The 15,549-nt window shown below is 69.6% G+C and carries 12 protein-coding genes; 8 read left to right on the forward strand and 4 right to left on the reverse strand.

Annotated elements, in window-relative coordinates:
- Positions 1–67: 67 nt before the first annotated feature.
- Complete coding sequence (locus tag ACIHCQ_RS19440; RefSeq protein WP_399663587.1) at positions 68–1,213, reverse strand: methyltransferase domain-containing protein; 1,146 nt, start codon at positions 1,211–1,213, stop codon at positions 68–70.
- A gap of 338 nt (positions 1,214–1,551) precedes the next feature.
- Positions 1,552–2,784, reverse strand: a complete 1,233-nt coding sequence (locus ACIHCQ_RS19445) for an FAD-dependent oxidoreductase (RefSeq protein WP_399663589.1) — start codon at positions 2,782–2,784, stop codon at positions 1,552–1,554.
- A 309-nt stretch (positions 2,785–3,093) separates the two neighbouring features.
- Between ACIHCQ_RS19445 and ACIHCQ_RS19450 the strand changes: the two genes are divergently transcribed.
- Genes ACIHCQ_RS19450 through ACIHCQ_RS19460 form a run of 3 tightly spaced genes read left to right on the forward strand, consistent with a single transcriptional unit; the run spans position 3,094 to position 5,863 of the window.
- Positions 3,094–3,519, forward strand: coding sequence for a hypothetical protein (locus tag ACIHCQ_RS19450; RefSeq protein ID WP_399663591.1), 426 nt, complete (start codon positions 3,094–3,096; stop codon positions 3,517–3,519).
- A gap of 6 nt (positions 3,520–3,525) precedes the next feature.
- Positions 3,526–5,346, forward strand: coding sequence for an alpha/beta hydrolase (locus ACIHCQ_RS19455; RefSeq protein ID WP_399663593.1), 1,821 nt, complete (start codon positions 3,526–3,528; stop codon positions 5,344–5,346).
- The gene (locus tag ACIHCQ_RS19460) at positions 5,339–5,863 is read left to right on the forward strand and encodes a hypothetical protein (RefSeq protein ID WP_399663595.1); all 525 of its coding nucleotides are present in this window, start codon (positions 5,339–5,341) and stop codon (positions 5,861–5,863) included. The genes ACIHCQ_RS19455 and ACIHCQ_RS19460 overlap by 8 nt, the downstream gene beginning before the upstream one ends.
- Positions 5,864–5,949: 86 nt before the next feature.
- On the opposite strand, the gene ACIHCQ_RS19465 is transcribed toward ACIHCQ_RS19460, so the two are convergent.
- On the reverse strand, positions 5,950–9,216 hold the full coding sequence (locus ACIHCQ_RS19465; protein ID WP_399663597.1) for a S41 family peptidase: 3,267 nt from the start codon (positions 9,214–9,216) through the stop codon (positions 5,950–5,952).
- 170 nt (positions 9,217–9,386) lie between these two features.
- Here ACIHCQ_RS19465 and ACIHCQ_RS19470 point away from each other — a divergent pair, with 170 nt between their 5' ends.
- Complete coding sequence (locus tag ACIHCQ_RS19470; protein WP_399663599.1) at positions 9,387–9,974, forward strand: TetR/AcrR family transcriptional regulator; 588 nt, start codon at positions 9,387–9,389, stop codon at positions 9,972–9,974.
- A gap of 106 nt (positions 9,975–10,080) precedes the next feature.
- Complete coding sequence (locus ACIHCQ_RS19475; RefSeq protein WP_399663601.1) at positions 10,081–12,249, forward strand: MMPL family transporter; 2,169 nt, start codon at positions 10,081–10,083, stop codon at positions 12,247–12,249.
- A gap of 141 nt (positions 12,250–12,390) precedes the next feature.
- Here the strand turns inward: ACIHCQ_RS19475 and ACIHCQ_RS19480 are convergent, their stop codons facing one another.
- The gene (locus ACIHCQ_RS19480; protein ID WP_399663603.1) at positions 12,391–12,750 is read right to left on the reverse strand and encodes an SsgA family sporulation/cell division regulator; all 360 of its coding nucleotides are present in this window, start codon (positions 12,748–12,750) and stop codon (positions 12,391–12,393) included.
- Positions 12,751–12,906: 156 nt separating this feature from the next.
- Between ACIHCQ_RS19480 and ACIHCQ_RS19485 the strand changes: the two genes are divergently transcribed.
- Genes ACIHCQ_RS19485 through ACIHCQ_RS19495 form a run of 3 tightly spaced genes read left to right on the forward strand, consistent with a single transcriptional unit; the run spans position 12,907 to position 15,543 of the window.
- A complete protein-coding gene (locus tag ACIHCQ_RS19485; protein WP_399663605.1) occupies positions 12,907–14,016 on the forward strand; it encodes an energy-coupling factor ABC transporter permease in 1,110 nt (369 codons plus the stop codon).
- A 1-nt stretch (position 14,017) separates the two neighbouring features.
- Positions 14,018–14,779, forward strand: coding sequence for a cobalt ECF transporter T component CbiQ (gene cbiQ / locus ACIHCQ_RS19490; RefSeq protein ID WP_399663607.1), 762 nt, complete (start codon positions 14,018–14,020; stop codon positions 14,777–14,779).
- Positions 14,776–15,543, forward strand: coding sequence for an energy-coupling factor ABC transporter ATP-binding protein (locus ACIHCQ_RS19495; protein WP_399663608.1), 768 nt, complete (start codon positions 14,776–14,778; stop codon positions 15,541–15,543). Before cbiQ ends, ACIHCQ_RS19495 begins: the two co-directional genes overlap by 4 nt.
- Positions 15,544–15,549: the final 6 nt, after the last annotated feature.

Here is a 15,549-nt window from a genome sequence, read left to right on the forward strand (position 1 = left end):
GCGGGAGACCAGCCTGCCCAACACCGTTCGGGGCAGCGCCACCGAGCAGCAGTCCTGGCACCAGGACTCACTCCCGCTCAGTGTCTAGGAACGGTGGCAGCAGCACGTTTGCTGGTTCGTGGAGCCAGACGGACTGGCCCTCAGGGCCGACGGTCAGGGCTGCCTGGTCCCGGGTGGGGTTGCCGAGCTTCTCCCACCATCGGTAGGCCCTCTCGGCTTCGTCCCACAGATTGCGGAAGCCGAACTGGTCGACCAGGTAGGTCTCTTTGCCGGGTGCGTACTCGACGGTGGCCCAGGAGCGGCGGTCGTCGGCCAAGATCCACAAAGTGGCCTCACCACTGCCGTCGTCGGCCTCAACGAGCATGTGCCAAGCGTCGGGCACGGACAGGCCGATGAAGAAGAGCGCGTCGGCGTCAGCGGCGAGGGCACGCGGGGAGATATCGGTGCTGCTCTCGGTCCCCGTGTCCTGGCGGTCGTAGAAGTCGGAGAGGTAGCCGCGGTGGGGGCGGCCGACGCGGGTTCGCATGAAGGCAGGCCACCCGGTGAACCGGCCGGTCGCCCGGCCGTCGGTGACGTCCAGGACCGCGTAGGAGTGGGAGAAGAAGCTCCCGCCCCAGGGAGCCACAATTCGCCCTATTGGGGTCTGTTCGACCCAGCTGTAGGGGATCTCGGCCACCGTGTAGGTCGCGATCAGGCGGTCGTAGGGGGCACCGTCCGGCCAGCCCATGCCCGCGTCCCCGACACCGAGGTGCGGCGCGTAGCCGGCGGCTGCCAGATTCCTGGAAGCCTGGGCCACCAGAGCGGGATCGATGTCCACGGACGTCACGCTGTCCGCCCCGAGACGGTGGGACAGCCATCCCGCGTTGAAGCCCGTCCCGGTTCCAGCCTCCAGAACCCGCTGGCCCGGCAGGACATCCAGCAGCGCCAGCATCTCCAGCATGACTGTGGGCATGGAGCTGGAGGAGGTCGGCAGCCGGTAGGCGCCTTCCGCAACCGGCTCCCCATCGTTGACCTGCGTGGTGATCGGCACGTCGTCGTAGACGACTGCCAGCCACCGGCCGGGATCGGCGTCCTTGGAGATCCGGACGTCGTCGACCTCGATCAGGTCAGGGAGGAACATCTCCCGTGGCACCGCCCGCACCGAGGCCGCCCACTCTTCGGGGAGGGCTTCCTTGGATGCCAGGATCCGGGTGAGCTCGTCGGGTGAGGTCACGTCGGCTCAGTCCTTCTTCCTCGGCGGATTGGTCACAGGCTTCGTCCACTGACCGTCCGACTCCTTCGGAGACTGCTTCTGGTCGCCGTCGGAACCGCCCTTGCCGTCACCATGCTTGGCCACTCGGCCTCCCTTTTTTGCAGCCGACTGTCGGTGCGTAGCATGGCGGACACACAGCGATGGAAGGTTTCATTTCAGCTGCCTGGCGGCCTCGCTCAGCTGCCTGTGCCCCGCGTCCGGTACCGGGTCGTCAGGGCTGCTCCCTCCGCCCCCGCAGCCTCGGCCGTCGCCTGTCCAGCGGGGCGCGCAGCGCGTCGAACTGGTCCACGCGCTGCCGCTCACCGCAGCGACGCGGCCGGCGGACGCTCGCGTACGGCGCCGTAGGCGAGAAAGTACGCCGGCACCCGGTTCAGCCACCGCGAGGTGGTGAGTAGCTTGGCCACCCGCTGCGCCCGCCTGGCGTCGCCGAGGGGCGGGCGCCCCGCCAGCACCGGTTCGATGACCCGTGCGTGAGCGGTCCGCTGCAGCGCCTGCGTCAGGGCCGTGGTCGGCCATCGGCGGCGCTGGACGGCCTGTACGTTCCGCAGGCCGACCCGGCCCCCGCGCAGCGGCTCGATGAGATACCGGGCAGCGGCCACGGCGTCCTCGACGGCGAGGTTGATGCCGATGCCGAAGACCGGCGACATCGCGTGCGCCGCGTCGCCGATGCACAGCAGCCCCGGGCGGTGCCAGCGCCTGAGGCGGTCGAGCCGTACGTCGAGCAGCTTCACCTCGTCCCACGACTCCAGCGCGTGCGCCCGGTCCGTGAGCCACGGGACGGCGGCCGTGAAATCGGCCATGAACCGCTCGAGACCGGCGGCGCGGCGCCGGTCGTCGGTTCCCTTGGGGATCAGCGCGGCGCACTGCCAGTAGTCCCCGCGGTCGATCATGGCGGTGAGGAACCGGTCGCCGACGCCTCCCACGAGCCCGCGCGGGTCGCCCTCCCGCCGCGGCAGCCGGAACCACCAGGCGTCCATCGGGCAGGTGAACTCCCGCAGTCCCAGCTCGGGCAGCGTCCGTGCCAGCGAGCCCCGGCCGTCGCAGGCCACCGTCAGGGTGGCCCTCAACTCACCGGTGCGGCCGTCAGGCGTGCGGTACCGCACCCCTGTGACGCGTCCGCGCTCCACCAGGAAGGAGGTCGCCTCGGTACTCATCCGCACGGAGAAGGACGGCTCTCGCCGGCCCTCGTCCGCCAGGAGGTTGAGCAGGTCCCACTGCGGCACCATCGCGATGTAGTTGTACGTGCCCCGCAGCGCGCCGATGTCTCCGACGGTGACCAGCGAACGGTCCCGGCCGAGGGGTAGCTGGATCGTCGTCACCCGCCGCTGCGGCAGCCGGGCGAACCGTGCGGCCAGGCCCAGCTCGTCCAGCAGCGCCAGGGTGGACGGATGCACGGTGTCGCCGCGGAAGTCGCGCAGGAAGTCGCCGTGCTTCTCGAGAACCGTGACCTCGACGCCGGCCCGGGCCAGCAGCAGGCCGAGGACCATTCCGGCGGGGCCGCCGCCCACCACACAGCACGTGGTCCGTTCCATCGCACCCGCTCCCTTCGATGGAATCTCGGGATCAACTGGGACATATAAACATGAGACGCACTTGGGAGGCATGCTGAGCCAGCAGCCGGTCCTTTTGCCCTACGCCGACCCGGGCTTCGAGGCGGATCCCTTCCCGCTCTACCGGCAGCTGCGCGAGGACGGCTTCACCCCCGAGGGCCCGAGCCGAGCCGGCTCTTCGGACATTGCCCAGCGGCCTGGTCGCCTGAGATGAGTAGGCGTACTCATGTGTCGCCCTGCGGGCGTGCCAGGATGACACCTTGGTATTCGATCAAGGGCCCGGGGGCGTAAGTGGCGTTGAACGCCAAGTGGGGTGAACTGTTCGGAACGGACGATTCCGCGGCTCGTATGACGCTGGCCTCGGCGAGTTCGGCGGGCGGGGGCGGTGAGGGCGGCCCGAACCTGAAGGCCGATCAGGGGCCGTGGACCAAGGCCGGAGGTGTCGCCGGTCAGCTGCGTACCTCTGCCTCCTCCTCGCTGACCGATCTGACGACGGCGAGTGAGGGCGTGGCCGGCGGCACGGCGGGGTTCGCCTCGTCCGATACGTTGAACGGGATTTTGGAGTCCTGGAAGACCCGCCTGACGGCCGTGCGGGACGAGGGCGGCCGACTTGAAGGCGCGCTCAGGAGCGCAGGCAAGGACTTCGGCGAGCGGGAGACCGCCACCCAGCAGAGGATCGCCGCCGCGGTACCCCCGCAGCCCAAGAGCGGGGGCTGATCCGCGATGCCGACCTGGCAGCAACTGCGCGACGTCAAGCTCGCCGAGTACACCGACGCGGCCGACGGCTGGGGCAAGGTCTCCAGCCGGGCCAACAGTGACAAGGACCGGGTCGACCGGGAGATGCTCGCGAAGATCCGCGGGAGTCAGAAGGGAAAGGCGGCCGGGGCCGCGACCGGTGACCTGGACCAGCTGTCCCGCAATTACCAGTATCTGCACACCGAGTGTGGCCTGATCCGCACTGCCCTCAATGGGCTGGCCGCCGAGCTTGCCACCCCGCAGAGGAATCTCAAGCAGGCCCTTGAGGCCGCCGAGAACCTCAAGTTCACCGTTCATCCTGACGGCTCGGTCGAGTATCCGGCCGGTGGCGAGAACCTGATCGACAAGAAGCCGCTGCCGGGTGGCAGTACGTCCGACCCGCAGTTCGGTACGCCTTTCGGCCCGCCCTTGCAGCAATGGCAGGGCCCGCCCCTGCTGACGCCTCCCGGCACGCCTCCGGGGCTCACCGGCGGCAACCCGAACCAGGCCAGGGCCGAGGCCATCGCGAATACTCTCGCCACCGCCGTCCGGGAGGCCACCGAGATCGACGGCCGCTACTCCGGCGTTCTGGCCAAGCTCAAGGCCGGCCCCGGACTCACCGTCGACAACGCGACCCTCGCGGACGCGGCTGCGGATACCCAGGCCCTCCAGAAGGCCGCCGGAAAGTACGCCTCCGACAGCGACATCCCCAAGGGCAAGAACTCCGAGGAGAACGCCGCCTGGTGGAAGGGCCTCACCCAGGAGCAGCGCGACGAGTACGCGACCCTCTACCCGGCCTCGGTGGGCCAGCTCGACGGCATTCCGGCCACGGTCCGCGACGACGCCAACCGGATGGTGTTCGCGGAGTCGAAGGCGAAGTACGAGCTGGAGCTGGCGGCGATCCCGGCGGAGCCGAAGCCGAAGTTCGTGAGCCACGGTCCGCGCGGCGGCATGGTGTACAGCAAGGAATGGATGGACTGGCACCACAAGTACGAGGACCGGAAGGCGGAACTCAAGGCCCGTGAGCCGGGCATGGAGGCTATCGAGAAACGCCTCAACCGCGACGCGAGCAGTGGTCTTCCCGAGGCGTATCTGCTGAAGTTCGACGGGGAGAAGGACGACGGCCGGGTCATCCTCGCCAACGGCAACCCGGACACGGCTGACCACACGTCGGTATATGTGCCGGGAACGAAGACGGAGTTGCCGGACATCGAGGGCGACCTTGAGCACAGTGAGACCCTGTGGGCGGCGGGCAGCAAACTGGCGCCGAACGAGAAATTCTCCACCATCACCTGGTTCGACTACAACGCGCCGGACACCATCCTTACCGAGGCGACGCGCAACAAGTACGCGGACGAGGGCGCACCAACCCTGCGCCAGTTCATGAACGGCATGGAAACCGCACAGGGCGGCCCCGACAAGTCACACACCACCGTAATGGGCCACAGTTACGGCTCCACGGTCGTCGGTGTGGCCACCCAGCAGGGCCAGGGTGCCGGCCCTCTGGCAGACGACATCATCGCTGTGGGCAGCCCCGGCATGCAGGTGGAGCACGCGCGGGACCTGGGTCTGGAGCCAGACCGGGTTTGGGCACTGGGCGGCGGAGGCGACGACGTGGGGGTCCGGTGGGGCGGCAGGTTCGTGGGGCATGGTGAGGGCTTCACCATCCCCACGGACCGAGGATTCGGGGGGAACATCATGAAGAGCGACGCGGAGGACCACGGCGCCTTCTGGGACCCAGGCTCCACCAGCCTGAAAAACCAGGCGGCGGTTATCGCCGGCAAACACGACAAGGTAACTCTTGATTAAGCGACTCACACTGGCCGTGCCCGTCCTCCTGGCGTGCGCACTCCTGACGGGATGTTCGACTGTGGAGAAGAAGGCGGCGGAGGTGCGTGACCGCACACTGATGCAGGAGGGGACGCAGAAGACCTCCAGCCATATCCTCGACATGATCGCGCTGAAGGGGAAGGTCACAAAGCCCGGTCCGGGACCGTTGCCCTGCGAGGACTATGAGCCCGAGGGCAAGGTGCTCCGGATGCGCCACGACTGGAGCCTCTACGACCTCCCGTTCGAGAACCTGGAGAAGGCGTACGCCACACTGCGCACGGCTCTCCCCAAGAACGGCTGGAAGATCACCTCGGACGGCCCGGACGAGAGCAAGGCGAAAACGCCCACGATGCGCGCGAACTCGCCCGACGGGGACTTCGCAGTGGAACTTCAACTGATGGACAATCGGAACGAAAAGGATCCAACCTCGGTGCTCGCCGTCACGGTCGTCTCCCGCTGTTTCCAGAGCGCCCCGGCGGCCTCCACCACGCCCTGACCGCCGATGCCGAGCGCCTCGTAGTGCGCGAACAATGAGCGTGCTGGTGCGGTGAACCCGGGCCGGCGGGGCCGGCGGGACCGGTCTTACACCTCCGGGCCCCGCTCCGGCAGCCGCGGCCGGCGCCTGTCCGGCACGTCCTCGTACCCCGGCGGTACCGACGGCTCATGCGTCTTCAGCAGGTCCAGGCACAGCTCCACCGCGTCGTCCATCTGCGCGTGGCGGCCCTCCGCCCAGTCCAGCGGCGTGCGCAGCGCGTCCAGGTCCGGTTTCACCCCGTGGTTCTCGATCGACCAGCCGTACGTCTCGAACCACGCCGCGTTCATCGGGACCGTGATCACCGTGCCGTCGATCAGCCGGTGGCGGCCCGTCATCCCCACCACCCCGCCCCACGTCCGGCTCCCCACCACCGGGCCGAGGTTCAGCAGTTTGAACGCCGCCGTGATCATGTCGCCGTCCGACGACGTCATCTCGTCCACCAGCGCCACCACCGGGCCACGCGGTGCGTTCGACGCGTACGAGACCGGCTGCGCGTCCCGTGTCAGGTCCCAGCCCAGGATCTTCCGCGTCAGCTTCTCCACCACCAGCTCGCTGATATGGCCGCCCGCATTGCCCCGTACGTCCACGATCAGCGCGGGCCTGGAGACCTCAAGACGCAGGTCGCGGTTGAACTGCGCCCAGCCCGAGCCGCCCATGTCCGGGATGTGCAGGTAGCCGCATTTCCCGTCGCTCAGCTCCCGCACCACCTCCCGGCGTTTGGTCACCCAGTCCTGGTACCGCAGCGCCCGCTCGTCGATCAGCGGCGTGATCGCCACCCGCCGCGCCAGCCCGCCCTCCCCCTCCGGCGGCTGGAACGTCAGCTCCGTCGTCGTGCCGCCCGCCGCCGCCAGCATCGGGTACGGGCCTCGCACCGGATCCACCGGGCGGCCGTCCACATGCGTCAGGACCGCGCCCGCGTGGACGCCCATACCCGCCAGCGGCGAGCGCGCCTTGGAGTCCGAGGACTCACCCGGCAGGATCCGCTTGACCACCCACTTCCCGTCCCGGCAGACCAGGTTCGCGCCCAGCATGCCCATCGCCCGCTGGTAGTGCGGCGGACCCTCGTTGCGGCGGGCGGGTGTGACGTACGCATGGGAGGTGCCCAGCTCCCCCAGCACCTCGCGCAGCAGATCCGCGAACTCGTCCGGCGACGCCACCCGGTCCACCAGCGGACGGTACTGCTCCAGCACCCCGTCCCAGTCGATCCCGCACATCCCCGGATCCCAGAAGTACGCGCGGGTGACGCGGCCCGCCTCCTCGTACGCCTGGCGCCATTCGGACGCCGGGTCCACCTCGTGCAGGATCCGGCGCAGGTCTATCTGCACCGTCGAGTCGCGGTCGCCCAGCTCCGTGGCGGGGAGCGCGCGCAGTTCGCCCTCGTCCACGACGACCAGTCTGTCGCCGTCGCCGCTCACTGTGAACCAGTCGAGATGGTCGACCAGTTCGGTCTTGCGCGCCTTGGTGATGTCGTAGTGCTCCAGCGTGGGGCGGTGCGAGGGGTCCGCCGGATTGGCGAAGGTCTCGCCCAGCGCGCCCGAGATGGGCCAGCGCAGCCAGACCAGACCGCCGCCGCTGACCGGCCGCAGCGCCGAGTACTTGGAGGCGGCCACCGGGAACGGTGTCACCCGGCTCTCCAGGCCCTCGATCTCGACCGTCACCGCCGTCGTTCCTTCCTCGGCCTCGTCCACCGGGTCGAGCCCGCCCGCCGCGGGCCGCCCGTCCGGCGACAGCGCGAAGGGCGAGGGCGTCGCCGAGGACAGCGGTACGAGGTAGGGGCGGCAGCCCAGCGGGAAGGACAGGTCGCCGGTGTGGACGTCGTACACCGGGTCGAAGCCCCGCCAGGAGAGGAAGGCCAGATAGCGGCCGTCCCGTGTGAAGACGGGATTCTCGTCCTCGAAGCGGCCGTTGGTGACGTCGACGATCGTTCGGTCGCTCAGCCGGGCCAGTTTGATCTGGCGGAGCGAACGGCCGACGCCCGGCTGCGACCAGGTCAGCCACGCGCCGTCCGGTGAGAACGCCACATCGCGGACCGGGCCGTTGAGGGAGCGGACCAGTTCTGTGGCTTCGCCTGTCGACTCCTCCGTGGCGTCGAGCAGCAGCAGCCGCCCGTCGTGCGAGGCGATCGCGATCCGCTCGCCGTCGGGGTCGGACACCAGCTCCTGTACGTGGCCGAGGGAGCCCGGGGTCAGCCGACGGGGCGCGCGATCGCCGCTTGCCCGCGGCAGATACGCGACCTCGACCGCGTCCTCGCCGTCCGCGTCCGTCACGTACGCGACCTGTCCCGCGCTGCCGAGCATGTCCGGCAGCCGGACACGTACGCCAGGGGTGTCCGCGATCGTGCGGGCCGGGCCGTCGCGGTGCGTGAGCCAGTACAGGCTGCCGCGTACGTTGACGGCGCTGGCCCGCCCCGTCTCGTCCACCGAGAGCGCGTCGACGTGGAGGGCGGCGGGCACGTGGTAGCGGCGGCGTCCCGCGCGCGGGCCTCCGAGCCGTACCTCCAGCTTGCGCGGCACCGCGTCCGGCACCAGCAGATCATCGACGATCCACAGGTCGCCCGCGCACTGGTAGACGACCCTGCGGCCGTCGCTCGACGCGTGCCGGGCGTAGAAGTCGGCATGGTCGGTGTGGCGGCGCAGATCCGTTCCGTCGGTGCGGCAGGAGTAGAGGTTGCCGATGCCTTCGTGGTCGGAGAGGAACGCGATCCGTCCCGAGACGAACATCGGGCAGTCCAGATGGCCGTTCAGGTCGGGGAGCAGCCGCTCGCCGTGCAGCCAGAGGCGGCCCGTCGCCCCGCCCCGGTACCGCTTCCACGCGGCCGGTTCGTGCGGCGGCTTGCCGGTGAGCAGCAGTGTGCGCCGCTCGCCGTCGATGTCGAGGACGGCGATGTCGGCGACCGGGCCCCAGGGCAGCTGTGCGCCGGGCGTGCCGTCGGTCGGGATGCTGTAGGCCCAGGAGAAGTACGAGAATGGCTGGCCGTGCGAGGAGACGGCGAGGATATGGCCGTCCGGGGTCCAGCCGCAGACCCGGGTGTCCGTGGAGCCCCAGTAGCTCAGCCGCTGTCCGGGTCCGCCGTCGACCGGGGCGAGATGGACCTCCGGGTCGAGGCTGCGCCAGGTCGTGTACGCGATATGGCGGCCGTCGGGCGAGAAGCGCGGGTGGCCGACCCGGGTGCGGTCGACGGTGACGCGCCAGGCGCGGCCCGGGCGTTGTCCCTCCGGGGCCAGCGGCGCGACCCAGAGATCGTCCTCGGCTGCGAAGCACAGAAGGTCGTTGTGCAGGTGCGGGAAGCGGAGATACGAGACGTCGTCACTCACCCCCCAATGCTTATCGCCGCCGGGGGCCCCGGCAACTCGGATGCGGAAGCTCGTGCCCGCGGTGACCGGGGACACGTACGAAACGGTTTCGTTTCGCTGGGGCTCTCGGCTACAGTACTGCTGTACGTGTACGAAACCGTTTCGTTCGTCAGTTCGTCAGTGAGGCAACCATGAGTACGGCGAGTACGACGCGCACCCGGCTTACGCCACAGCGCTCGGCCGAGCTGTACGAAGCCGTGCTCGATCTGCTGCGCGAGGTCGGCTACGACGCTCTGACCATGGACGCCATCGCCGCCCGGACCCGGTCCAGCAAGGCCACCCTCTACCGCCAGTGGGGGAGCAAGCCGGAACTGGTCGCCAAGGCGCTCAGGCACAACAAGCCGGTGGGCGCCGGCGACATCGACACCGGCTCCCTGCGCGGTGACTTCCACGCGATGGTCGACAGTACGGACGACTGTCAGCTGGAGAAGGACTCCGGGCTGATAAGGGGTCTGGCTCAGGCCATCCACCACAACCCCGATCTCCACAAGGCTCTGCGGGAACTGATCATGGAGCCCGAGATCAACGAGATCAACACGCTGCTGCGCCGGGCCGTTGAACGGGGCGAGGTCAGCGCGGACAACCCCGCGCTCGGGTTCGTCACGCACATGCTGTTCGGCGCGTTCTTCGCGCGGCTGATGATCGACGACCGGGCCCCCGACCGGTCCTACCTCAGCGACTACCTCGACGCCGTGGTCCTCCCTGCCCTCGGCGTCTAGCACACCGCTTCACGCTTCACCGCTTTACCTGACGCGTGCCGCTCTTGCCGTCGGGTCGGCTCCCCATGCCCTGTCCTCACTCTCACACCACCCGGGAGACGCCCTCGTGGCCACGTTCCTCTATAAACTCGGACGATTCGCCTTCCGGCGCCGCCGCCTCGTCGCCCTGCTCTGGGTGGCCCTGCTCGCGGTCGCCGGTGTAGGCGCCGCCTCCGCCTCGACCCCCACCTCCTCGTCCTTCTCGATACCGGGCACGGAGGCCCAGAAGGCCTTCGACCTGCTGGCCGAGCGCTTCCCCGGCGGCAGCGCCGACGGCGCGACCGCCCGTGTCGTATTCAAGGCCCCCGACGGTCAGAAAATGACCGAATCGGGCCACAAGGCCGAGGTGACCAAAGCGGTCGACGAGCTGAAGGCCGGCTCGAAGCAGGTCGCCTCCGTCACCGACCCGTACACCTCTGACGCCGTCTCCGAGGACGGCGGGACCGTGTACGTATCGGTCACGTACAAGGTCAACTCGATGGCGCTGACCGAGGCGACGCGCGAGGCACTGGAGGAGACCGGCACCGAGGCGCGTAACGCCGGGCTCACCGTGGAGATCGGCGGCGACGCGCTGCAGGCCACCCCGGAGACCGGAGTGGGCGAGATCATCGGTGTCGGCATCGCCGCCGTCGTCCTCGTCATCACCTTCGGCTCGCTGATCGCCGCCGGCCTTCCGCTGCTCACCGCGATCATCGGCGTCGGCATCGGCATCTCCACGATCACCGCGCTCGCGAACGTACTGGATCTGGGCTCCACCACTTCCACGCTGGCGATGATGATCGGTCTCGCGGTCGGCATCGACTACGCGCTCTTCATCGTCTCCCGCTACCGCGCCGAGGTGGCCGAAGGCCGCGAACGCGAGGAAGCGGTCGGCCGGGCCGTCGGCACCGCGGGTTCCGCGGTCGTCTTCGCGGGCCTGACCGTGGTCATCGCGCTCTGCGGCCTCGCCGTCGTCAATATCCCGATGCTCACCAAGATGGGATTCGCCGCGGCCGGTACGGTCGTGATCGCGGTCCTCATCGCGCTCACCCTCATCCCGGCGCTGCTGGGCTTCGCGGGCAAGCGAGTGCTCGGCCGCAAGGTACGCAAGGGCAAGACCACCGGCGACAAGCCGAACATGGGCACGCGCTGGGCACGCTTCGTGATCCGCCGCCCGATCGCCGTACTGCTCGTCGGCGTCGTGGGCCTGGGCGCCCTCGCCGTACCGGTCGCGTCCCTGGAGATGGGGCTGCCCGACGACGGTTCGCAGCCGGTCTCCACCACCCAGCGCAAGGCGTACGACCTGCTGTCGGACGGCTTCGGCGCGGGCTTCAACGGTCCGCTGCTGGTGGTCGTCGACGGTGACGAGGCCGCCGCCGACCGTACCGTCAAGGAGATCAAGGGACTGGGCGGCGTCGAGGACGTCACCAAGCCCACCCTCAACAAGGCGGGCGACACGGCGATGATCACCGTCGTCCCCGAGGACCGGCCGTCCTCGGTCGAGACCGAGGAACTCGTCCACTCCATCCGGGACGCCAGCGGCGACGACGTACTGGTCACCGGCGCCACCGCGATGAACATCGACTTCTCGCAGCGGATGAACGACGCGCTGCTCCCCTATCTCGCGCTCGTCGTCGGCCTGGCGTTCCTGCTGCTGATGCTGGTCTTCCGGTCGGTGCTGGTGCCGCTCAAGGCGGCTCTGGGCTTCCTGCTCTCCGTTGTCGCGGCGCTGGGCGCGGTCGTCGCCGTCTTCCAGTGGGGCTGGCTCGGCTCGCTCTTCGGCGTGGAGCAGACCGGCCCGATCATGTCGATGATGCCGATCTTCATGGTGGGCGTCGTCTTCGGTCTCGCCATGGACTACGAGGTCTTCCTGGTCACGCGGATGAGGGAGGCGTACGTCCACGGGGAGAGCCCCACCGAGGCCATCGTCACCGGCTTCAAGCACGGAGCCCGGGTGGTCACCGCCGCCGCGGTGATCATGATGGCCGTCTTCTCGGGCTTCATCACCTCCAGCGAGCAGATGATCAAGATGATCGGCTTCGGCCTGGCGATCGCGGTCCTCTTCGACGCGTTCGTGGTGCGGATGGCCATCGTGCCCGCGGTACTCGCGCTGCTCGGACACAAGGCGTGGTGGCTGCCGCGCTGGCTGGACCGGGCGCTGCCCAACGTGGACGTGGAGGGCGAGAAGCTGCACAAGGAGCTCTCGGGAGAAGCGGGAGACTCGTCGGAGGAGGAGCGCGCGTTGGCGCGCGCCTGACGCCGGGAGTTCTCAAAGGCTCAAAGGCTCAGAGGCTTAGAGGAACAGGACTCCGGGGGCGTCGCTTTGAGCGGGGCGCACCCGGTAACGCGGCGGCACCGTGGGGACGGGCGCCGCCGCGGTATCCGGTGGCCGCATCTTTCACCTTCGGGTGGCGGGTGCGGCCACCGCGTATGTGTGGCGCAGGAAGCGGATGAGCGCCTTCGCGTCGAACTGCACCACCGCTACGCCGTCCGGGGTATGGAACTCCAGAACCGTCTGGACCCGGCCGCACGGCCAGATGCCGACATCGCCGTGCCGGGCGGGGTAGCGCAGCCCCGTTTCCAGCAGCTCACGGGGGAACGCCCACTCGCGATCACTGGCGGAGCCCCGGGGGAAGGCGAAGCGGACGGTCTGTGGGTCGTCGGCGGGGTCGTAGCGGAGCGCGACGCGCACGGAGCGGTGCTGAGGAGCGTCGGTGACGATCCTGGCCAATGCGTGATCTTCGACGGCGGGGGACATTGACCGGCTCCTCACACTCGTCCTACTTGCCCTATGAATATCCCATATTTCATGCCGAAGGATCAGCTCTGTTTCTCTGGTGTGCGCTCTTGCAAGTCATTCGCAATAAGGGACTATCATTCAACAGTTACTCATCTGTCCGAAGCGGAGCCCTCCATGCATGTTCCTGACGGATTCATCAACGCGCCGGTCTCGGTGGGCGCCGGAATCGTCGCCACCGGCGCGGTCGCCGTCAGCCTGCGCGGCGCCCGCCGTGAGCTGGCCGGCGGCGGCGCGGGCGGCTCCGTTGTCGCACTGGCGGGAGCGGAGCGCACCGCCCCCCTGGCCGGACTCGTCGCGGCGTTCATCTTCGCCGTGCAGATGCTGAACTTCCCCGTCGCGGCAGGCACCAGCGGGCATCTGCTGGGCGGCGCGCTCGCCGCGATCCTCGTCGGTCCGTTCACGGGCGTGCTGTGTATAGCGGTTGTACTGCTGATGCAGGGCGTCCTGTTCGCGGACGGCGGTCTTACCGCGCTCGGCGTGAACATCACCGTCATGGGCGTGATCACGGTCGTCGTCGCGTACGCGCTGTTCCGCGGCCTGGTGAAGGTGCTGCCGCGCACCCGCCGTTCGATCACCGGCGCGTCCTTCGTCGCCGCGCTCGTCTCCGTACCGGCCGCGGCGGGCGCGTTCACCCTGATCTACGCGATCGGCGGGACGACCGAGGTCCCCGTGGGCAAGGTCCTCACCGCGATGGTCGGGGTCCATGTCCTGATCGGCATCGGCGAGGCCGTGATCACCATGCTGACGGTGGGCGCGGTCGTCGCCGTACGGCCCGACCTGGCGTACGGGGCGCGCGGGCTGACCACGCCGCTCAAGCTGCGCGTCGGCGGCGAACTGATCGACGCCGAGCCGACCGCTGTCGCAGCGCCGGTGGCCGCGTCGTCCGCGCGCTCACCCCGCACATTCTGGCTGGCCGGCCTGGGCACCGCCCTCCTCCTCGCGGGCGTCGTCTCCTTCTACGCCTCCGCCAGCCCCGACGGCCTGGAGAAGGTCGCCGCCGACCAGGGCATCGACAAGTCGGTCAAGGACCACGCCGCCGCCGACTCCCCGCTCGCCGACTACGGCGTCAAGGATGTCTCGGACGCCAGGCTCTCCGGTGGCCTCGCGGGCGTCATCGGCGTCGGCGCGACCGCCGCCGTGGGCAGCGGGGTCTTCTGGGTGGTGCGCCGCCGCCGTACGACGTCGGGCGACGCCCAGCCCGCCCCCGTACAGGAGTCCGTCTGAGATGGGCGCGGGTCACGCGCACAAGCTCTACCGCCACGGGCACTCGCCCGTCCACGCACTGCCCCCGCACTGCAAACTCGCCGCCGTCTTCAGCTTCGTGCTGGTCGTGGCCTCCACCCCGCGCGACGCCGTCTGGGCCTTCGGCCTGTACGCGGTGCTGCTCGGCGCGGTCGCGGCGGTGGCCCGCATCTCTGCCGCGTTCCTGCTGCGGCGCCTGCTCATCGAGGTCCCGTTCGTGGCCTTCGCGCTGCTGATGCCGTTCGTGGTGCCCGGCGAGCAGGTCACCGTCATCGGCGTCTCGCTGAGCGTCCCCGGCCTGTGGGGCGCGTGGAACATCCTCGCCAAGGGAACGCTGGGCGTCGCCGCGTCCGTCATCCTCGCCTCGACCACCGAGCTGCGCTCCCTGCTCCTCGGACTGCAACGGCTCAGACTGCCGCCGCTGCTCGTCCAGATCGCGTCCTTCATGATCCGTTACGGCGATGTCATCACCGACGAGATGCGGCGGATGTCCATCGCGCGCAGGTCGCGCGGGTTCGAGGCGACCGGCGTACGCCACTGGGGCGTCCTCGCCAAGTCCGCGGGCGCTCTCTTCATCCGCTCCTACGAACGCGGTGAGCGGGTGCATCTGGCCATGGTGAGCCGCGGATACACGGGGACGATGCCCGTGATCGACGAGGTGACCGCGAGCCGCGCGCAGTGGACGTACGCGGCGGCCCTCCCCGTGACCGCGCTCGCGGTCTGTCTGCTTGGCTGGACCCTATGACCGCTGTGACCGCGCCTTCATCTCTCGAAGTTTCCGGCCTCGCCTACGCCTACCCCGACGGCCACCAAGCCCTCTTCGGCGTCGACCTGACAGTGGCGCGCGGCGAGCGGGTCGCCGTACTCGGCCCCAACGGCGCGGGCAAGACCACCCTCGTCCTGCACCTCAACGGCATCCTGACCGGAGGCGCGGGATCGGTGTCGGTCGCCGGGCTGCCGGTCGCCAGGCAGAACCTCGCGGAGATCCGCCGCCGGGTCGGCATCGTCTTCCAGGACCCGGACGACCAGCTGTTCATGCCGACGGTCCGGGAGGACGTGGCCTTCGGCCCTGCGGCGTCCGGCCTGCGCGGCGCCGAACTGGAGGCGCGGGTCGTCTCGGCCCTCACCCTGGTCGGCATGGAGCAGTACGCGGACCGGCCCCCGCACCACCTCTCCTTCGGCCAGCGCCGCCGCGTCGCGGTCGCGACCGTGCTCGCGATGGAGCCGGAGATTCTCGTACTGGACGAGCCCTCGTCCAACCTCGACCCGGCGTCGCGGCGCGAACTCGCCGACATCCTGCGGTCCTTGGACGTCACGGTCCTGATGGTCACGCACGACCTGCCGTACGCGCTGGAGCTGTGCCCGCGCGCCGTGATCCTCAGCGAGGGCGTGATCGCGGCGGACGGGCGTACGCGGGAGGTGCTGAGCGACGAGGAACTGATGCGGGCCCACCGCCTGGAGCTGCCGTTCGGCTTCAATCCGATGACCGTGGCGGGCCCGCTGGGCTGACCGCCG

This window comes from Streptomyces sp. NPDC052236 (genome assembly GCF_044548015.1).
GTDB lineage: Bacteria > Actinomycetota > Actinomycetes > Streptomycetales > Streptomycetaceae > Streptomyces.